The organism is Pontibacter sp. H249 (assembly GCF_037892465.1).
GTDB lineage: Bacteria > Bacteroidota > Bacteroidia > Cytophagales > Hymenobacteraceae > Pontibacter.
Genome location: NZ_JBBKTR010000005.1, coordinates 130,270 through 150,032, shown reverse-complemented (window position 1 = coordinate 150,032; position 19,763 = coordinate 130,270). Strand labels below are relative to the sequence as shown.

Sequence of the window (19,763 nt, the reverse complement as noted above, 5' to 3'; positions counted from 1 at the left end):
GAAAATGGGTTAGTATTTAAGTTTATCTAAAGTAATACTGTGAGATTTTTTTGTTTTGCAGCTTACTCTATAACATTAAATATGTGTGTTTTAACATATACTGATATGTTATAATATAATGATATGAAAGGCAATATTAAATTTCTCTAATATTGGAATGGTTTTTTCTTAATAATATTAACTAGTAGCGGTTAATTTGAATTAAATCAACAGAATGTGTTATTGAGTAATGTTTAAATAATACAAATCGGCGCTTTGGTTTTATATGAGTTTATTTATTTCTAGAGGTAGCTGTTTTTACAAATGCCTGCCAATATATCATATTATAAAAAAACAATTTGAGAGATTCTGTAATCTAATTCAGTATTGATACCAAATTATAAGTAATAAGTTTAAAGCTTTTAAGAGTTTTGCCCCTTACTGTCTCCCATTTCAAAGCACATTAAATATTAACACAAAGTCACCCTTGGTATGCCACTATCTTTTTGTAGTCTGAAGATTAAAAACAGAATTTTAACTTATCATGTGCAATCTTCTTTAGCCAACATTATAGTGGCTTCATTCTTAAAAGGAAATTTGAATCTATATAGTAATTCAGTAAAATCAATAATCCGAATCAGCTTGATAATTACTTTGCAGCTGATTTTGGGAACTAAACATGCCTCTTTTGCACAGGTTGGAAAAAATGGCGCATTTACTGTAACTGCATTAAACACAGTAGTAAACAATTATGCGTCGATAAGGAATGTTGGTGGTGGTGCAGGCGCTGTAAATTTAGCTGCTGGTGCAACTACAGTTCACCACGATGGAAGTGTAAATTTTGCATCTGGAGACTTGGTCATGATCATTCAAATGCAAGGTGGAGTTGGATTTTCAATGATTCAAACTAATACAGGTTCTACGTATGGTGCTGTAACATTAGGTAACGCAGGCTTTTATGAATTCAGAATAGTAAACTCTGCAACTACAACATCATTTACAGTAACAGAAGGTTTAACAAACGCATATGTTAGCACCTCTCTTACAGGGCCTGGTAATAACAATAGAGCGCAGATAGTAAAAGTGCCTAGATATAGCAGTTTAAATGTAAACGCTGGAGCTTCTATTGTGCCATCTGCTTGGAATGGAGATAAAGGTGGTATTGTAGCTTTAGAAGTAGCAGGCACTACTACCATAAACGGAACCATAAGTTCTAGTGGCGCAGGATTCAGAGGCGGAGTCGTGCACAATTCCTCAACTTCAGCAGTGCCTTTAACTAATCCCGATTATGCGTACACAGACAGAACAAGAGGGGCTGCCAAGGGCGAAAGTATTGCAGGGTCTACGACTTATGATCCTGCAACGTTTACAATAACCGGAACCTTACCAGGAGGTGCTATTTACGGTCGTGGGGCAGCGGCGAATGGTGGCGGTGGCGGTAACTCTCACAATGCAGGCGGTGGTGGGGGTGCAAATGCATCAGGGACCGGAACTTGGACCGGACAAGGTATAATGTGTACTTCATGTACTGGTACTAATGCATGGGTCTTCGATCCAGGTTATATTGCTAACTCAAATACAAGAACAAGTAGCATAGGTGGTGGTAGAGGAGGTTATACTTACTCAAGTGTTAATGCAGATGCGCTAAACTCAGGTCCTAGTAGTAGTTTATGGGGTGGAGATAACAGGCAAGAAAGAGGCGGTTTAGGAGGTCGACCACTAACTACAACATCTCAATCGAGAATATTTATGGGCGGCGGCGGCGGCGCAGGCGATAGTAATAACAGTAAAGGTACAAGTGGTGGTGATGGTGGCGGTATTGTATATATATTATCTAACACTGTAACAGGATCAGGTACTATAGAAGCCAATGGCGACGCTGCCTTAAATACAGCAGCCTCTGGAAACGATGCTCCAGGTGGTGGAGGTGGAGGCGGCACTATAATAATCAAAACAACAACCTTGAGCGCTCAGGTTAAACTGAACGCTAACGGTGGCAAAGGTGGCAATCAGGTTATAGCAGGTCCTGAAGCTGAAGGTCCTGGCGGCGGCGGCGGCGGAGGTCACATTGCATTTTCAGGAGGAACACCTAGCACCATCACAATTACTGGTGGCGAAAATGGCACTTCCAATTCAAGCGCAGTAGCAGAGTTTCCTGCAAATGGAGCTACATCAGGCAATATAGGTCTTATGAGGGACATTAATAGTGTTGCTATGCCTATTGCCTCTACTGATTTAAGTATAACGCATACAATAACACCAGGGCCTTATACGGTAGGGCAGTCTGTGACGGTTACTCTAACGGCGAGAAATTTAGGAACGACTTCAGCTAATAATGTAATTGTTTCAGAAGTATTACCTGATGGGCTAAATGTTACGAATGCAGTCGCAACTGCAGGAAATGCTAATGCAAGTAACCAATGGGTTATTGGTAATCTTGGAGCTAGTGCAACAGCAACATTAACTATAACTGCAACAATTATTGCTAATACAGCTAACAGTAATAATTTTTATACTAGTGTAGCAAGCATAGCAGGTTATCAATATGATCCGATTTTTGCTAACAATAGTACAACAGTAACTTTATCACCAGTAAATCAGCCACCCGTTATAACTTCAAACGGCGGAGGAGCTACTGCAAATGTGTCTGTAGCAGAAAATACAACAGCAGTTACTACTGTTAACTCTACCGATCCAGAAAATAATGCCCGGACCTATAGTATAGCAGGAGGTGCAGATGAATCAAAATTTAATATTAATGCAAGCACAGGTGTATTAACCTTTAAAACAGCTCCAGATTTCGAAGCACCTGGATCGGCGGCTGGAACAAATGCCTACTTGGTTATAGTGCGTGTTACAGAAAGTGGTGCCCCAATTAGTTATGATGAACAGATAATCACGGTTAATGTTACTAATGTAAATGAAGCTCCGACTTTACCTGCAGATGCCAATGCAGCTGCTAATACAGTAGCAGAAAATGCAGTTAATGGAACAACCGTAGGCATTACGGCCAGATCAACTGATCCTGAAGGTGGGGCTATAACTTATATATTAACAAATAGCGCCGGTGGGCGCTTTCAAATAAACTCTACTTCAGGGGTAGTTAGTGTTGCTAATGGTGCTCTTTTAGATTTCGAAATGGCAACCTCCCACACTATTACTGTGCAGGTCTCTGATGGCGCGTTAACGTCCAGCCAAACTTTTGCCATCACAGTAACTAATGTAAACGAGGCACCTGTTATTACCTCTAACGGTGGAGGCGCTACAGCTTCAATTACAATAGCTGAAAACTCAATTGCTGTCACGACGGTTACGGCTACAGACGTTGACGCCAACTCAATCCTTATTTACACTATCTCAGGAGGGGCAGACCAAAGTAAATTTAGTATCAATGCTACTACAGGTGCCTTAAGATTTATAAATACTCCTGATTTTGAAGCACCTGCTTCTGCAGTTGGTACTAATGCTTATGAAGTTATAGTTAGGGTAACGGACAATGGCACCGGTGCTTTATATGTTGAACAAGCTACAACTGTTACTGTAACTGATGAAAACGAAAAACCAACTATTACATCAAACGGAGGTGGTTCAACAGCTAGCATAACAGTAGCAGAAAACACCTTGTATGTAACTACTGTAATCGCAGCCGACCCAGAGAGCAACACCCTTACCTACAGGATCCCAAATAACGCAAATAGCCCTGATTATAATAAATTTGATATAGATCCTAATACGGGTGTGATTACTTTTAAAGTAGCTCCTGATTTTGAAACATCCCGCTCTGCAGCGGGGACCAACCAGTATAGAATTAGAGTGAGAGTCGATGAGCAAGGTACTTCACCTGCACTATCTGATATTCAAGACCTAATTATAACTGTTATAGATGTAAATGATGCACCTGTTATTACTTCTAACGGAGGAGGCACTACAGCAAGCATCGCGGTTTCCGAAAATACAACAGCTGTAACGATCGTAACAGCTATTGACGCTGATGCCAACAGCACTTTAACTTATACTATTTCTGGCGGTGCTGACCAAGGCAAATTTAGTATCGATGCAACAACTGGTGAACTTACATTCAGTACTGCCCCTGATTTTGAAGCCCCGGCCTCTGTAGCAGGATTAAATGATTACTTTGTTACAGTAAGAGCTACAGATAACAGCGGATTATACACTGAGCAGACAATTACCGTTAATGTAACCAATGTCAACGAGGCGCCGGTAGCCTACAACGCAACGAATACTGCCACCGTTCTGAATAACGCCTCTAATGTTACTTTAACCCTCTCATTAAGTGCTACTGATGCCGATGGGGGAGACGACATCTCTAAGTTCCTGATTACGAACCTGCCTATAAACGGCACGCTCCGGATAAATGGCGTAACCGTAAGCAGCACAACGCAGGAGTTTAACTGGATAGATAAGAATACGATCACTTATACCCACATAGGTAACTCTACTGCCGATGTAGTATTTAGCTATCAGGTAAAGGATGTGGGAGGGCTAAGTAGCAACATCGCTACCTATACCATTCCGATCAACGGTGTGCCGGTGGTGCAGAATATGACCAATGCTTTAATACTTAACACAAATGGGCCAACACCATTAAGTGTAAATATTTTCCCAACCGATGATGGTTCAATTGTCTCATTTAGAGTCACACAGCTTCCAGCGTCTTCGCAAGGTTCGCTTACAATAAACAACGTTTCGGTAGTTTTAAACAGAGATTATACAGTTCAGGAGGCTTTTTTGGCTAGATTCGATCCTGATGTTTCGAACTTGGCTGATGTTGTCTTTTACTTTGCTGTTACAGATAATGAAGGGGCTTTAAGCAATAGCGCTTCATATACTATACCAATCAACGGCGTGCCAATAGCTGAAAATGTTGTTAACTCTAAAAATCTCTCTAGTTCTGCGCTAGCCACCATACTAGATGCCTTAAAAGGCAAAGATGCAGAGCCAACTGGTACGAGCATTACGCATTTTCAGATTAAAAACTTGCCATCTGCAGCACAGGGGTTGCTTTATGTAAACGGCAACTTAGCTGTAGTAAACACAGATTATGCGTGGAGCCTAAGTGATAAGATCAGTTTTGATCCGACTTATGGAAATACAGCAAACGTTCAGTTTACCTTTACTATCAAAGATAATGAGGGGGCATATGACGGTACTCCGGCTACTTTCAATATACCAATCGTGCTAGATTTTGACTTAGACGGCATTACAGATGATATAGACTTGGACGATGACAACGATGGCATTCCAGATACAATTGAAGGCAACGGTGATCAGGATGGTGACGGAATACCTAACAGATTAGATTTAGACTCTGACGGAGATGGGATTTTAGATGCTATAGAAGCAAATAGAGGTAGGGTTCCTTCTGCTACTATTTTTAGCCTGAGCTTAGGGCGCTATACATCGGCAGGTGGAGCAAATGGCCTTGCAAATGCATTAGAAACTACTTCTGATTCCGGCGTTTTGAATTATACAGTTTATGATACGGACAATGACACGCTACATGATTACCTGGACGTTGACTCTGATAACGATGGCATACTTGATAATTTAGAAGCACAAGCAAGTGGCACTCGTTTACTGCCTGTAGGTGCAGATGCCGACAAAGACGGTGTAGATGATAGATTTGATGTAAGTTGCGGCTGCACAACAGCTGGTACATCAATTATCCCGATTGATACGGACAGCGATGGAGTTCCAGATTTCCTGGATTTGGACAGCGACAATGATGGAATGACTGACACAGAAGAAGCCTACGACCTGAACAGCAATGGAAAGTCTGTCGATGACTTGCTTTTACTGGCGGAGTCTTTTAGAGGAAACGCAGGAACTAATGTGGCCAAAGACTTTTACGTAGCAGGTACAGAAACTAGCCTCCCTGAATGGCTGAAGGAAAGTAACAGTACAGTGCGAGTTCTAAACTTTCAGGTTTATGGCAACACTTATTACAGAGACACAGATACAGATGGTTTAATTGATCTTTTCGATACTTCTAGCTTCGGTTTGGATAGATCTGCCAATTTGAACAGTGCGTTTAGAAATGGCGGTACTGTAACACCTCTGCCTGTAACTTTAATTGGAATTACAGCTAAAGCAGAACTTAAAGGTGTGATGATTTACTGGGCAACTGCAGCAGAAATTAATAATGAATACTTTATTGTAGAGCGTAGTTTGGATGGCCGTAATTTCTCTAAAATAGGTCAGGTTCGTGGTGCTGGTACGAGTAGCAGCCGCATAGAGTATAATTTACTTGATACAAACTCTCCTGCAGGTACTGTTTACTACCGCCTAAAGCAGGTTGATTTTGGAGGTAAGTATGAGTACAGTAAAATAGTAGCAGTAGATGTGAAGAAAAACACGAATGCAGGTGTACTGCTTTATCCTAATCCTGTAACTGACTTTGCAAACGTTGATCTTACAGCTTTGCCAGCAGGTAGTTGCACTATACGTATTATAAGTATGGATGGCAGAGTGGTTAAACATTTTACCATGACGTCAGGAGTTTTACACACCATAGACTTATCAGCGCTTGCAACAGGAAAGTATGTACTTCAGGTGCAAGGAGAACAAGCCTACAAGGCCATCAATTTCATTAAAAAGTAGCAGAACACCGCGTTAATTAAAAAGCCTCTGCAGCAGCAGAGGCTTTTTAATTTTTCATACTTTATCAACATAACCCTCTAAACTCTTCAGAGGCTGGTTAGTACGCATAAACTGGCCAGTGCCAAAGGCTACTTCTTTGCCTTTATCGTTGTAAAGAGTTGCCTCTGCTATGTACAGGTTTTTGCCCTGAGATTTAAGTTTTCCAACAGCTTTCACCATGCCTCCTGTAACGGGGCGCAGCAGGTTTAGCTGAAACGAAGAGGTAACTATAAATACATCTTTTACAACAGAGGCTGCTGCAAAGTATGCCGCATCATCTAAAAGCTTAAAGTATAAAGCACCATGCATGGCATTTGCCCCGTGAAAGTATGCAGGTGCTACCGGCAAGGTAATTTCGGAGTGGCTGTGGCTTATTTTTATGCTGCTTCCGCTGATAGTGCTTTGAATGTTGGCGCTGTGGTAAAGGTTTTCAAGTGCGCTGTAGTGCTGCTCTGTCTCCATTAGTATGTAGGTTTATTTGCAGGGCAAGTATAGAAAATGCAAGCTAATTACAGTTCGTTTTTCTTTATTAATGTACTTTCGTCTGTTAAAGATAAAACTATGAGCTACAAATTCGGAGTTGGTATTAGCCACCTGGAGTTTTGGGTGAAAGACCTGGAAGAGTCACTCCTATTTTACAGCAAACTTTTTCCTTTAATAGGCTGGTACAAACTTACCCGCACCTCTTACAGTTGCGGTGTGCACGAAGTATACTTTAAAGAGATGCCTGTTGCTTTTCATGATAGCTTGGGCGTACGACATATCTGTTTTCATGCTACCAGCCGTGAGATGGTAAACAAAGTAGGGGAGTGGCTAAAAAGTATAAACGGCGATATTATACGTGGACCACAGCCCATGCCGCAATACGATAGCTCTTACTATACAGTGGACTTTAGGGATCCGAATGGATTTGTGCTGGAGGTTGCGCACATGCCGGATATTAAGCTATAAAGCCCAGGCTTCGCTTGCCCGGGCTTCAACTATTAAATTATCTGAAATCTGCTCTGCCTGCAGGCTTAGACTGTTAGTTTAAAGATGTATACTTTGCAGCAACGCGTTGCTTTACTGCTGCTACATCTATACCAGCTTGATCCATTTTCTGGATTGCCAATTCCTCGATTAGGTCTTTAAATTCAGTTAGGCACTTGTCGAAACCTGTGTGGGTACCCATTAGCAGGCATAGCTCCTGTTCCACTTCCAACCAGGTAGAAATATCAGCGTGGTTGTGCTGTATCTGTACTTCCAGTTTATCTAGCGCATTTGCTACTTGGGCCTCATACGTTTGCTTGTCTTCAAACTCGTGCCATAGTTCGTATACATGCTGGCCTAGGCCGTTGCCCAATTGTAGGCGCAGGTTCTCGATAGCTTGTCTTTCCTTTGCCTGCTTTAGCTCTTTTGCTTTGGCTGTACTTACCTCAAAAACAGGTATATCTCCGGCTTCGGCCTCTACCAGGTCGTGCACAATTACCATTTTAAGCGTACGTGCTGTGTCTAGTTCTTTGTCCAGGTAAGGCTCCAGTAAAACTACCATCAGCGACATACGCCAGGTATGCTCTGCCACGCTTTCCTGGCGGCCATTAGAGAGCCAGCTATGGCGTAATTCATACTTTAGCTTTTCTGACAAGGCCAGCACGTCAAGCACGTTTTTAAGTTCGTTCTTCATCGGTAATTGAAGTTAACTTTATAGATCTAGGTGCAAAATTAATGAAGCTGTAGTAATTATCAGAATCATAATGTTGCAGTCTGTCTTGTACACGAGGTTGTGTAGGAGGTAATTCCTGGCACATCAACATTAGCAGGTACTTTTTGTCTGATTATGCAGCCGTTGTTTAAATAATTATAGGGTAACGAGAACAGATTTTAACTCTTTTACGCGTTCTTCAAAGTATACATCTGGTTTTCCTTCACCTGCAATAGCCACAGATCCATAGAAATCCATCAACTCAGGAGCATGCTCTGCTCTTTGCCCTTTTTTCATGTTAACATAGGCAAACCTCGACCAGAGTATGGCCAGTACAGCACCTGTTTCTTTGTGTAGCATCAGGTATTCTGTGTACAGGTTAGAAGCATCGTAGTGCATCAGGCTAGTTCTTACAGTTACCCACTCCATAAACTTTACTTCGCGCAGGTAAGCTATTTGGTTAGAGGCCACCACCCACGCGTTACCCGATTGCTTTATATGGGCATAAACATCAAACTCATATTGTTCACGCAGTTGGTCTTCGCGGGCGTTAAAAAAATAATCTATGTAGCGACCATTGTTCAGGTGCCCAAACGGATCACAGTCTTCAAAACGGATCAAGACATCACTCTCCAAATATTTCGGTAAATCTTTTCTGAATTTCATAAGTTTATTTTAAACCATTCGGTCTATTTTAGATTAAAAAAATTTATACAATAAGTTCTGTGTTAATTTGATCTTCTAGATGCTGAAGCACAATGTTAAGGTGTTTAGTGTCGCCGTACGCTTTGGAAACCATAATGCCGCCTTCAACCATACTAATAAACAAAACGGCAAAGCGCTCTGCATCAGCGCTAGGCTTAAACTCTTGCTGCTCTATACCTTGCCTCACAATATTTGCTACTGCCCTGTGCAGCTTGTTTAGTACCTTAACAACACTGGCGTGTAGCTGCGGATTAGTATCGTCGGCTTCCACTGAAGTGTTTAAAACAGGGCATCCACCTAAAATTGGAGGAGTTAATAAATAGCTTCTGTAAAAGTTGATTAAAGATATAAGTTTGGATTTAGCGGAAGTATGGGCAGCCAGCTTTTCAGAAATTAGCCTGGTTACAAAGCTTGTTGCATGTTCAAAAGCTGCGAGGGCAATTTCTTCTTTGCTCTCAAAATGACCATATATACCCCCTTTGGTCAAGCCCGTGGCAACCATAATATCCTGCATAGAGGTGCCAGCATATCCTTTTTGGTTAAAGAGATGTGCAGACTTTTCTATTATCAGCTGCCTTGTACGTTCAGACTTTGAAATTCTTACTTCCATACTTTGAAAACGTAAAATAAACCAATCGGTTTTAAATAGGCAAGGATATGTTAAGCTTGATTAAGATATACTAGATGAAAATAATTAATAGAATAATAGCTCCTGCGCTTCTGGCTTTTAATTTAAAACAGAGTGGTATGAGGTAACCTACCAGTCAGGCTTAGTTTTGTCGGGCTGTTTGGTGGCCTTTTTAGGTAGTTGCTGGATATACTGCATCTCTGCGCTGCGCATAGCATCTAAAAGTAGTCTTGCACGCTCAGGGCTAATATTTGCCTTCTGTAGGCGCGCGCGCTGAGTCTGAGCTCTTATGTCGGACTCTGCTATACTTTCGTTGCTGTTACTGCGTTCCTGCTGCTTAGGGTCAAACTGGCTATCTTTGTTTAAGCCTTCTGTATCTCCGGGGGTGCTGCCAGTTGTCTGCTCTTTTTCCTTTTGTTCTGGAGTTTGCTCGCTCTGCTCTGGAGAGGTGCCACCATTTCCTTGCTGCCCATTTGCATCAGGTTGCGGTTGCTCTGTTTCTTCTTCCTGTTCGCCATTTGGGTCAGGCTTTTGCTTCGGTTTCTCTGCCTGCTCCTGGGCAGGTGGGGGTAGTTGCGTACTATCTGTTTCTGTCTGTTCTGGCTCTTGCAACTGCTCTTGCGGTTGCTCTTTCTTTTCGGGGTAAAGAACCAGGTATTTTTTCAGGAGCTCATAATTATAGCGCGCTTCCTCGTTTTCAGGTGCTATCACTAAAGCTTGTTTGTAAAGCGAGAGAGCATGCTTATACTTTTTTTGCTTTGTTGCAATGTTGCCAAGTTGTAAGTATACCACCGAGCGTAGATGCTCTGCGGGGTTATCTGTGAGCAGGCGGTAATGTTGTAAGGCCTCTGCCAATCTTCCGGATTTGTAATAAGTATGGGCAAGGTTAAGCCTTATCTGGTCGTCATCTACTTCTAGGTCATTCAATAAGTATTCATAAGCTACTAGGGCCTCCTGGTACTGCTGTTGCTTATAAGCTAAGGCCGCTTTGTTGGCGTACTCGTTAACTTCAGAAATAGAGCGAAAACCTCCTCCAAGTATGCTTATCAGAAATATGGTTAACAGTATACTTTTCATATCCTTATTACTCTAACAGAAATAAGAACATCCAAAAGTATAAGCAAAAGGGCAAGTGCCAGAGGATATATGTACTTATTGGCCGTTACGTCAACAGTTTTGCTTTCACGCAGTTCACCTTCGATATTATTTATGGCGCTAATAAGACGGCTAACTTCGCTTACCCGGTTGTTTACTTCAAAGTATTGTCCATCGGTTAGCTCTGCCAGTTGGCTAAGCGGACTAGGTTTGAGGCTTGTAGTTATATAGCGCCCTTGGTTGTCACGTTTATAGCTGCGGCCCTCTGGTATACGGCTGCCTTCTACAGTACCTATTCCTAGTGTGTAAACTCTTACGTTTTGCATGCGAAGCCGCTCTGCCAACTGTTCCACATTGCCTCCAAAATCCTCGCCATCGCTTATTAGTACAAGTACCTTTGCCTTCTGTTCTTCTGCTTCGGCTGTTAGGCTTGTTCCAAATTTATCCAGCGTAAGCTGCAGCACAGGGGCGTAATCAGTGCCAGAGTGGGGTAGGAGGCTGGTGCGTAGAGTTTGAGTATACAGCTGCAGTGCATTTTGATCGTAAGTGAGCGGGCTGTGCAGATAAGCCTCGTTCGAGAATACTATCAACCCAATTTTATCAGAGTTAAACCTTGTAATAAGGCGTTGGATCTCTCTTTTGGCCTTCTCTAGTCGTGATGGCTGCACATCAGTTGCGTTCATCGACTGCGAGAGATCCACGGCAATGTACAGGTCCTTCCCGATAGTTTTGATTTCTTTCTTCATGGCACCGAAAGAAGGACCAAGTATGGCAACAATGATCAGAGCCACGTATAGGTGCCGGAGCAGGAATTTAAACCAGACCACGTGCGGACGCTGATTAAAAAATAAAGCCACTTTTCTGACACGCATTAAATAACCTATGTACAGCACAAAAAACAGTGAGCCGAACAGAATCTCCAGTATTGTAAGAGTTTGGTACCAGGTCATGAATATTGTAGAAGCTATGAGTTATAGCTTGGCTTACCTACAAATATACAAAATGCGACCATTATTAGTGCTTTTAGCCGCCATGCATACTACATTTAGCAACCGACTAAAGTATAAATCAGCTCGATAGAGCAGCAGGTGTAAAAAAGATTTAAAAATTTTATAATTTTCTTAATTTAGGAAGCTGAATACTATCAGTTAGTTATAGTAAGAGAGGTGCTTTATAGAAGGTTTTTGTAGTTATTTTTTGGGGTTTACTATTGCGCTATAAAAGGTAATGTTGTATGTTTGCAATCTCTTTAGCAGGAAGAGTCCCGGAGGGGTGGGTGAGTGGCTTAAACCAGCAGTTTGCTAAACTGCCGTACTGGAAACGGTACCGGGGGTTCGAATCCCCCCTCCTCCGCAAGCGAAAAAATAAATTGAAAAAGTTTTGACAATTTAAATTCTTCGCTTACTTTTGCACCGCGTTCAACATTAACAGCGACACAATCGCTAACCGGAGTTGAAAGCATAGTTCGGGGTGTAGCGTAGCCCGGTATCGCGCCACATTTGGGATGTGGAGGTCGTAGGTTCGAATCCTGCCACCCCGACTTAAAAATTTCGGAAGCAATTCCGAAATTTTTTGTTTAAGGGTAGAGCAAAGCTCTCCTAAAAACGCTGGTCTCGTAGCTCAGCTGGATAGAGCAACTGCCTTCTAAGCAGTAGGTCTTTGGTTCGAATCCAAACGGGATCACTTGATAATCAAGCACTTATGAGGTAAAACTTGTAAGTGCTTTTTTTATGTGCACACAATTTGCACACATTTCTCAAGAGGCTAATCCTAGCTCATAATACATTACACACAGTTACCCTCTCAACTCGAAAAGTACTTTCAGTGCTCTGACTCAGAGCTACACATCTATTAAGTTTCAGCATGGGTTCGCTGCTACTTTGATATGGTAAATTTAAATTCTCATATCAAACTATTGCTGTATTCTAATTATCATCAGAGCTTGTAATGATGTATGGTATACATGATTTGTTTTTCAGTCACAACTCTGGTGGTTAGAGCATAAAGCTTGCCTGTTAATCAGCAAGCTTTTTTTAATTTAAAAAGAAGTTCTGCCAGCTAAACACATTACATAAAACTTAATCTATAAACATTTTAATATTAATTTTATCTTATATTGTGTTTGGAGATTTACTGATCTCGATAGATAATAACGTAAGGCAAATAATCAATAGAAAATAGAGGTATATAAAGCACCCCGATGAATAAGAATTACTACCAAATATTTGGACTGCCCCTCAATTGCACTGATGAAGAAATAAAGAAGACGTATAGAAAGCTAGCGCTGAAGTTCCATCCAGACAAAAACCCGGGAGACAGGTATTTCGAAGAGCGGTTTAAGGAGCTTCAAGAAGCTTATGAGACACTTTCTAACCCTGTTAGAAGGAGGAATTATGATGCAAAGTTCAAACAAACGGAAACTGCTAATGCATCCTTCAACTATCGCACAGAAACCAAGCAAGAGTCAAAATCATCTATTAAATCATTGGCTAACAGTATTGAGGCCTTGTATGTACAAGTCGGAAAGTTAAAGCTCAAAAACGTTAACTTGAATAAAATTAATGTACTGTTAGATGAAGCATTTAATGAAGAATTAATGCAGTGCTTAATAGTTTCAAACGATATTGAGAGTAAGCATAGAATTATACACTCGACTTTAGGGCTTTATAAATTCCTGTCGAAAGGAAGAATTCAGAAATATTCAAAACAATTGGTAAGACTCGCTTATCCAGATAATGAGTTAATAGTCAGAATTTACGAAGAGGAAAAAAGTGCATTACGCAAAATAATTTTAAAAGAGCAGAGGGGTAATCTATTAGGTGCAGCCAAGTGGATTGGCATCGCTGGTGTTTTTATCTGGATTTTCTTCTTCACATCTGATACCCCACCAACATCTGCAAGCCCAACCGTAGGTAGTACAACTGTAATAGACTCAGAGCCTGAGATTAGGCATAGAGTGAGCAGATACAGGAACAATCAGCTTAAAACAGGAGACTCCCCTTACAATGACTATTTCGGTGAACCTGTATACGATAAGAACTACAAAAATCAATTGGAGATTAAGAACGGGCAAGATTTGGATGTAGTAGTATGTTTGGTTGACTATAGTTCACCAGTTACAGGCATCAGAAATGAAAAAGTTTATAGGACCATCCGAAACGAGTATATCAGAGCAGGAGAGTCTTTTGTAATGACGAGTATCCCAAATGGGACGTACTACCTAAAAAGTTTTCAAGGCAAATACTGGAACCCTGACACCATAATGTTTAACGGTAAGATTAAGGGTTCATTTGATACTTTGTCCACATTTAGTGTATCAGACGATGCGGATGACTTGATTAGGATGAAGCAAAATGACAAAGAGTACTCCATTTACACAATCACTCTATACCCTGTTTCTAACGGGAACATGGAATCTCGCCCACTAACTTTAGATGGGTTCTTTGGTGGCAAATAGTCTGCAGGCTCCATCATTTTTAACAAATAACAGATGTCCTCATTAGAAAGAATCGAAGCTTCATTAAAGGTAGGTCAGGAAAACTTTAGCTACAACAATCAAGCGTCAAGTCATACTTTGATAGACTTCTGGAGGTGGAGCGCATCGAGCATCTTGAGCAATACCACCAGAGGCCATTTGGCAGAATTTATCGTGGCTACGGCCACTAACATTGATATCAAGCAGGCCAGGGTAGAATGGGATGCATACGACCTGCTGACACCAGGTGGCATTAAGATTGAAGTGAAGTCAGCGGCCTATCTACTGTCTTGGAAACAGGACGAGTTTTCTAAAATATCGTTCAGCATAAAGCCTACAAGACCCTGGGATTGGGAGCTAAACAAACGCGCACCAATAGCAAAGCGTAGTGCTGACGTTTACGTTTTCTGCCTGCTACATCATGCAGATAAAGCTACCATTGACCCACTAAATATGGATCAGTGGGAGTTTTATGTTCTGGCTACAGAAGAACTCAACAATTACAAAAGAAGCCAGCATTCCATCACCCTCAACTCATTGAAGCGGCTCACCAATGCTGTTAAGTTTGATAGGCTTTACCAGGAGATTAAAATTAAGAATAGCCTAAACTGCCAAAGTCTTTGTACCTATTCAAATGTAGAAAGCCAAAACCCATCAGAATGATAATGAGAATATTGCATTTGGTGCTTTTGCTATGGATGCCTCTGACTGGTTACAGCCAAGGCGAGTTCTTGGCGAGGCTGCCAGTATCAGGAGCGGTGTCAGAACTTGGCATATCCCCATCAGAAGAAATCTGGGTTGGAACAAGGGCAGGTAATGTATACTACACGAAGCAGATAGGTGGGCTTTGGCATTTCGGCCCGTTCACCTCCAAAGACGAATATTCTCTTTCAATTACAGGTTCTTTTGATAGAGTTAGCTTCTTTTCCAAAGACACCATGATGATTTCAGGCTTCATTCATGGGGAGAACGGAAACCAAGACTTCATTTACCACTCCGTAGACCATGGTAAAACGTGGAACAAGGTAAGGTTCGGCAATAGTAGTTGGCTTGACGCTGCCTATGTTAACAAAAATGGAAAAGCGTGGCTGAGCGGAAGCTCGCAGTTCATCTACCACACGAGTGATTACGGCAAAACATGGAAGACCTTTCCAAAGGTAGAGCAGACAGGTAATCTACGATTTTCAACTATCTATTTCGCATGCGATGAAAAGACAGGGCTTTTCGGCTCGTTCTGGAACGTCCTCTACAGGACTTCCGATAACTGCATATCTTGGGAGAAGCTACCGACACCGCTATCGCAAGGCAAATATACAAGGCTGTCCAAGCACGATAGACCCGTCATCAGAAAAGTGCGCATGTTCGGTGGGTACTATATCATCAACCAGCAAGGAAGGGTGTTCATTACAAAGTCCGATAGCATTAATTGGGAGCAGCTCAATAATATCATTGACTTTGAGGTCACTGAGTCCGACAGGCTGTACGTGATAAAGCAGGATCGCTTCGTAGAGCTTTACGATTCCAATTTTAAACCTATATGGAAATCGGAAAGCAAGCTAAAGGCTAATCCTACGGCAATTGCCGTTCGCAATGAAAGCCTATTTGCGCTCACTCACGAGACAGTTTACAAAGTCAGTCCAGAGGTGTTCATATCGTCTGATTTGTATACCGATGAGGTTCCGATTCCAGAGCCTTATGCTACGGTTAAGTATGGTGGCGAAGTTTATGGGTTTCAATACAAGGATATCCTGCGCTACGATAAGAAGAGCAAAAGCTGGTACCGCTACATGACAGCAGACTTTCCTATCGGAAACGCAACAGTTTTTGATAACAGGTTACTAATTGCCGATGCCAACCTGAAGCAGTATTACGCTTTGGATGAGCAGCTTGTGCAACTTACCAGATATGATCTCCCCAAAAGCCTCTTCGACACCTCACAGAACAGCATAGCTGAGTTTCACATCGAGACTGGCAGCCAAGGGTGCTTTCACTCCGACAACAGCAGGAGAAGCTATATAAGAAAGAGTGGTCGACTGATTCTGGATACAAAAAGATCAACGGTAGGTTATCTGTCCAGCATGCCTAATGAGATAGATAGCAATCTGCTTCGCCAGTTTATTGAAACAGTCGATGAATCAAGATTCCAAACTGTGTCTTTTACGAGCTTGCAGATATCCGATAGAGACATATCCGAGTTCAAGAGGTATATAGACAGGGAAGAGAAGCGGATAAAGAAAACAGGCATCGACAAATTCAAAACAGATGATCTATACGCCTTCCTTGGAGAGAACACCGACTTCGGGTTCTATAAGAATGTTGCAGATTCTTTGTCTTATATAGCCGATGAGGTGATAGATCAAGCATTTATGCAGGACTACGGCAATTGGAGTACCACAACGGAATGGAGAAGGGTTATCTTCGTCTTTCAAGATGGAAAGAAACTGATTGTCGAGAGTTCAAGTGACAAGCCGAACTACCTCCATTCGCCATGGACGGTGGACTTTGAAGGTTTGAAGCTTAAGTCCAACTCCATCCACTTTGGTCGAATGGTTGACAAACTGACGAGAGGCGACTTCCTCCTGAGCGTAGCAGCAGAGAAGAATTATGCGCTTTTCAAGATAGCAGACTTCTTGTACCGCAGAAAGGTAAAGCAATCAGCTTACTGATGAGTAGCATGGGGGAAGGTGGAAACTTTGGTGCTGTGAGTATTTCGGTACTGATCAAACGCCTTATAAAAGCTTGAAAATTTAATATTACACTCATTGTGGAGTGACTAAGGAATAGATAATTCAGGCATGGTTTATATTCTAAGGAACATCATGGTGCTGCTAACATTGGTGACAATCATCACCATAGGGCTTTTAGTGGGAACATTTTACCTTAGGCAAAATGCAGCCGTTGAGGAAGAAGTCTTCTATTGTGGTGTTACCATTGACGACTATGCCATTGATGGTGCTGACTATGCCGCAGCTTTGGAGCTTGGGCTAACTCCGAACTAGACAGGGCGGGTTCTTTTCAATAACAATTGCAAGGTCTGCCATGAAATTGACTTTAGGATGGTTGGTCCGCCCCTTATGGATGTGCATAAGCGCAGAGAGAGGACTTGGCTGCATGCGTTTATTTCGAACTCCCAAAAAATGGTGGAAAGCGGGGATGAGACTGCGGTGAAGCTTTTTCAGGAGAATGACCAGATGATTATGCCTGCTTTCAACTTAACGGAGGCGGAGATAGATTCCATTATTGCTCATATAGAGTTTGAGTCAGCAGCACGGTAGCTATAAATAATTTTTTTAGTGATTTGGTATGGGCATCAAGTGGTTTGTTAACCATATAGAATGCATGGTTTTGTTTCTGAGTTAGATACCTGCTTTCTGAACGGAGGAATGGCGAATGGTGACGACAATAAATTTTTTGTATATTAATTGTGCAAACGCTACGGGAACCGAATAACCACTAAATATTTAAATCCAAAAGATACAACAATTCAGAGCATGCAGTTAAGAAAACCACTTGCGAAGGGTGTTAAAATCATAGCTTTCATCTTTAGCTGCATGCTTCTGTTGGCATGTGTTTTTGACCTTCAGTATTCCCTACTAACAGGACCCTTTATAGATGTGCTGCTGCTAATGGGGATAACACTTCTCGGGCTTCTTTTCTCTCTGGTTTTGATACCTCTTAATGGAGTGGAGAAACTGGCTTCCTATGTTCCTTTTGCTATGATCATAGCAGCTTTTTGCCTTTCATTTTTGGTGCCCCGCCTAAATATTGGGCATACTCTCCATTATTACACAAACAGGGCGGACTTAAACAGATTAGATGAACTAAGCAAAGAAGCTGAGGTTTACGAAATGACAGACATGCTTAGGTATCAGAAAAGATTGAATGACAAGGCGATCTCAAATGGAAGGAGCTATACTAATAAAGCAGATATTGAAAAAGCCTTTGGTTCCTACATTACTGAACACAACTTAAAACTTGAGCAGGTTAGTGAGCTAAGAGATAGATTGGAGAACTCAAATACCATTTCCCTTCAACGTACTGATGATTACCTGATTTTGACCGTTGACGGTTTTGTTGACAATGAGTACGGGTATGTGAAATCTTTTGCAAAAGAGCTAAAGGAAGGTGAAACACTACCGCCTTTTGGCTTTGTCATCGTTCGCTTGATAGAATTTGGGGATGGTTGGTATTTCTTTTACACTACTTAATAAAAATTCCCTGTGATCCAGCAAATAAACTATACTTCGGTTGAGCCTCGCTCTTTTTATATACGACTTTTATGAAGCACTCTTTACTAAGCCTCCTCTTTGTATTCATCTTTAGCACCATCAGCTTTTGCCAAGACCTTGCCATGGTACGGGACACCGTGAATGGTTTTGAGGTGGGCGTGCCCGTAGGCTGGCGTTACGGAGTGCCTGCAAACCAGTCTGTGAACTTCATCGCTCTCAGGCAGAAGGAGACCGAGGCGGATGTGCCGAGGGAAAACTACAATATCAATGTCCTTGGCCGTAATGAGCAGGACTTGGACAAGACATATAAGGAGTTTCTTGCAAGCGTTGGCGAGGCAGAAGATTTTGAAGTTGTTGAGCAGGGCGACACCACCATCAACGAAAGGCGCTACAAATACTTGATCGAGAAGCACAAAAACAAGCACAGCGGGGAAAATATGCATAACTACGTGCTGGTTGCCAACAAGGAAGGCAAGGTACTGATCCTGACCATGGTGACCACCTCGGAGAACTTTCCTAAGTTCCAGCCGCTGTTTGACAAGGTAGCATCCAGCCTACGCTATTAGCTTTTATTTTATTTACTACAGCACCCTTAACACATCCATATGAGAAAAATTTTACTGCTCTTTACTGCTGTTATACTCCTGACCTCTTTCCGAGTGGAAGAGAAGCCGTTCACGGGAAAGATCCTGTACAAGTACTCGTTTACCGACCTGAAGGGCAATGACATCAGCGATAGGTTGACACCTTACGTGGGCAGCGACCAGCACTACTACATCGACAGCAGAAACTATAAGTCCTACAGTCAGGATAAGCTGCAACAGCTCTATCACTCCGCTTCCAACACCTACTATGCCGTTACCAATGGTTTGGATGCCCAAAAAATCAGCGGCAGCACTCAAACGTCCAAGAAGTGCATTATCACACCGCTGGACGTGACAGAGAACGTGGCAGGCTATGCGTGTAAGGCGGTCAAGGTAGAGACAGACGATGCTTCCACCGTGTACTTCTACTCACCTGAGGTAAAGGTGGACAAGGCGGTATTCGCAAAGCACGCCTTCGGGGAGTGGAACAAGTATCTGGAAGCCACGGACGGTGCCCTGACGCTGAAGTTCGTGATGACAAGCAAGAAGAACGGCTTTGTCTGGACTTCCACCGCAACAGAGGTTACCCCGATGGAATTTGCCGAGGGTGACTTTGATTTGCCTGAGAGTGTGCAGGTAAAGGAGTAAGTTAAGCTGCTTATCCCTGCTGTATGCTTGTCCTGCGAGTTTTCAATTTTGCTCTTATATCGGTTGCCCTTTGCCTCAT

15 protein-coding genes, 3 tRNA genes and 1 pseudogene are annotated in these 19,763 nt (G+C 42.1%); 13 read left to right on the top strand and 6 right to left on the bottom strand.

Annotation, left to right across the window (positions count from 1 at the left end):
- The first annotated feature begins 633 nt into the window (after positions 1-633).
- Positions 634-6,600 (top strand): cadherin domain-containing protein, encoded by a 5,967-nt coding sequence (locus WG943_RS08955; protein ID WP_340408317.1) that lies wholly within the window; start codon positions 634-636, stop codon positions 6,598-6,600.
- Positions 6,601-6,654: 54 nt separating this feature from the next.
- On the opposite strand, the gene WG943_RS08950 is transcribed toward WG943_RS08955, so the two are convergent.
- On the bottom strand, positions 6,655-7,101 hold the full coding sequence (locus tag WG943_RS08950; RefSeq protein WP_340408315.1) for a PaaI family thioesterase: 447 nt from the start codon (positions 7,099-7,101) through the stop codon (positions 6,655-6,657).
- 99 nt (positions 7,102-7,200) lie between these two features.
- Between WG943_RS08950 and WG943_RS08945 the strand changes: the two genes are divergently transcribed.
- Positions 7,201-7,590: a VOC family protein gene (locus WG943_RS08945; RefSeq protein WP_340408313.1), complete on the top strand. Its 390-nt coding sequence runs from the start codon at positions 7,201-7,203 to the stop codon at positions 7,588-7,590.
- A 73-nt stretch (positions 7,591-7,663) separates the two neighbouring features.
- Here the strand turns inward: WG943_RS08945 and WG943_RS08940 are convergent, their stop codons facing one another.
- The 5 genes from WG943_RS08940 to WG943_RS08920 all read right to left on the bottom strand — a co-directional run bounded on the left by WG943_RS08940 (position 7,664) and on the right by WG943_RS08920 (position 11,698).
- The gene (locus tag WG943_RS08940; protein ID WP_340408311.1) at positions 7,664-8,302 is read right to left on the bottom strand and encodes an HD domain-containing protein; all 639 of its coding nucleotides are present in this window, start codon (positions 8,300-8,302) and stop codon (positions 7,664-7,666) included.
- A 174-nt stretch (positions 8,303-8,476) separates the two neighbouring features.
- On the bottom strand, positions 8,477-8,986 hold the full coding sequence (locus WG943_RS08935; RefSeq protein WP_340408310.1) for an acyl-CoA thioesterase: 510 nt from the start codon (positions 8,984-8,986) through the stop codon (positions 8,477-8,479).
- A 43-nt stretch (positions 8,987-9,029) separates the two neighbouring features.
- On the bottom strand, positions 9,030-9,635 hold the full coding sequence (locus WG943_RS08930) for a TetR/AcrR family transcriptional regulator (RefSeq protein ID WP_340408308.1): 606 nt from the start codon (positions 9,633-9,635) through the stop codon (positions 9,030-9,032).
- 147 nt (positions 9,636-9,782) lie between these two features.
- A complete protein-coding gene (locus WG943_RS08925; RefSeq protein ID WP_340408306.1) occupies positions 9,783-10,730 on the bottom strand; it encodes a tetratricopeptide repeat protein in 948 nt (315 codons plus the stop codon).
- A complete protein-coding gene (locus WG943_RS08920; protein ID WP_340408304.1) occupies positions 10,727-11,698 on the bottom strand; it encodes a VWA domain-containing protein in 972 nt (323 codons plus the stop codon). The genes WG943_RS08925 and WG943_RS08920 overlap by 4 nt, the downstream gene beginning before the upstream one ends.
- 316 nt (positions 11,699-12,014) lie before the next feature.
- Here WG943_RS08920 and WG943_RS08915 point away from each other — a divergent pair.
- The 11 genes and pseudogenes from WG943_RS08915 (at position 12,015) to WG943_RS08865 (ending at position 19,684) form a co-directional block, all read left to right on the top strand.
- A tRNA-Ser gene (locus tag WG943_RS08915) sits at positions 12,015-12,101 on the top strand.
- A 113-nt stretch (positions 12,102-12,214) separates the two neighbouring features.
- A tRNA-Pro gene (locus WG943_RS08910) sits at positions 12,215-12,288 on the top strand.
- Between the two features lie 69 nt (positions 12,289-12,357).
- Positions 12,358-12,431, top strand: a tRNA-Arg gene (locus WG943_RS08905).
- Positions 12,432-12,948: 517 nt separating this feature from the next.
- Entirely contained in the window at positions 12,949-14,205 is a 1,257-nt protein-coding gene (locus WG943_RS08900) for a J domain-containing protein (protein ID WP_340408302.1), read from the top strand.
- Positions 14,206-14,238: 33 nt separating this feature from the next.
- The gene (locus tag WG943_RS08895) at positions 14,239-14,886 is read left to right on the top strand and encodes a hypothetical protein (protein ID WP_340408300.1); all 648 of its coding nucleotides are present in this window, start codon (positions 14,239-14,241) and stop codon (positions 14,884-14,886) included.
- On the top strand, positions 14,883-16,889 hold the full coding sequence (locus tag WG943_RS08890) for a YCF48-related protein (protein ID WP_340408298.1): 2,007 nt from the start codon (positions 14,883-14,885) through the stop codon (positions 16,887-16,889). Before WG943_RS08895 ends, WG943_RS08890 begins: the two co-directional genes overlap by 4 nt.
- Before the next feature lie 129 nt (positions 16,890-17,018).
- Positions 17,019-17,222 carry a hypothetical protein gene (locus WG943_RS08885; protein ID WP_340408297.1) on the top strand — a complete coding sequence of 68 codons (204 nt, stop codon included), beginning with the start codon at positions 17,019-17,021 and terminating at the stop codon, positions 17,220-17,222.
- 12 nt (positions 17,223-17,234) lie between these two features.
- A pseudogene (locus WG943_RS08880) lies at positions 17,235-17,498 on the top strand (c-type cytochrome); the annotation flags it as partial.
- Between the two features lie 216 nt (positions 17,499-17,714).
- On the top strand, positions 17,715-18,431 hold the full coding sequence (locus WG943_RS08875) for a hypothetical protein (protein WP_340408295.1): 717 nt from the start codon (positions 17,715-17,717) through the stop codon (positions 18,429-18,431).
- 71 nt (positions 18,432-18,502) lie between these two features.
- Entirely contained in the window at positions 18,503-19,018 is a 516-nt protein-coding gene (locus WG943_RS08870) for a PsbP-related protein (protein WP_340408294.1), read from the top strand.
- Between the two features lie 39 nt (positions 19,019-19,057).
- A complete protein-coding gene (locus WG943_RS08865; RefSeq protein WP_340408293.1) occupies positions 19,058-19,684 on the top strand; it encodes a hypothetical protein in 627 nt (208 codons plus the stop codon).
- Positions 19,685-19,763 lie beyond the last annotated feature (79 nt).

Coding starts and splice junctions, on each gene's coding strand:
- WG943_RS08950 (WP_340408315.1), bottom strand. CDS start 7,101: ATGGAGACAGAGCAGCACTACAGCGCACTTGAAAACCTTTACCACAGC.
- WG943_RS08945 (WP_340408313.1), top strand. CDS start 7,201: ATGAGCTACAAATTCGGAGTTGGTATTAGCCACCTGGAGTTTTGGGTG.
- WG943_RS08940 (WP_340408311.1), bottom strand. CDS start 8,302: ATGAAGAACGAACTTAAAAACGTGCTTGACGTGCTGGCCTTGTCAGAA.
- WG943_RS08935 (WP_340408310.1), bottom strand. CDS start 8,986: ATGAAATTCAGAAAAGATTTACCGAAATATTTGGAGAGTGATGTCTTG.
- WG943_RS08930 (WP_340408308.1), bottom strand. CDS start 9,635: ATGGAAGTAAGAATTTCAAAGTCTGAACGTACAAGGCAGCTGATAATA.
- WG943_RS08925 (WP_340408306.1), bottom strand. CDS start 10,730: ATGAAAAGTATACTGTTAACCATATTTCTGATAAGCATACTTGGAGGA.
- WG943_RS08920 (WP_340408304.1), bottom strand. CDS start 11,698: ATGACCTGGTACCAAACTCTTACAATACTGGAGATTCTGTTCGGCTCA.
- WG943_RS08900 (WP_340408302.1), top strand. CDS start 12,949: ATGAATAAGAATTACTACCAAATATTTGGACTGCCCCTCAATTGCACT.
- WG943_RS08895 (WP_340408300.1), top strand. CDS start 14,239: ATGTCCTCATTAGAAAGAATCGAAGCTTCATTAAAGGTAGGTCAGGAA.
- WG943_RS08890 (WP_340408298.1), top strand. CDS start 14,883: ATGATAATGAGAATATTGCATTTGGTGCTTTTGCTATGGATGCCTCTG.
- WG943_RS08885 (WP_340408297.1), top strand. CDS start 17,019: ATGGTTTATATTCTAAGGAACATCATGGTGCTGCTAACATTGGTGACA.
- WG943_RS08875 (WP_340408295.1), top strand. CDS start 17,715: ATGCAGTTAAGAAAACCACTTGCGAAGGGTGTTAAAATCATAGCTTTC.
- WG943_RS08870 (WP_340408294.1), top strand. CDS start 18,503: ATGAAGCACTCTTTACTAAGCCTCCTCTTTGTATTCATCTTTAGCACC.
- WG943_RS08865 (WP_340408293.1), top strand. CDS start 19,058: ATGAGAAAAATTTTACTGCTCTTTACTGCTGTTATACTCCTGACCTCT.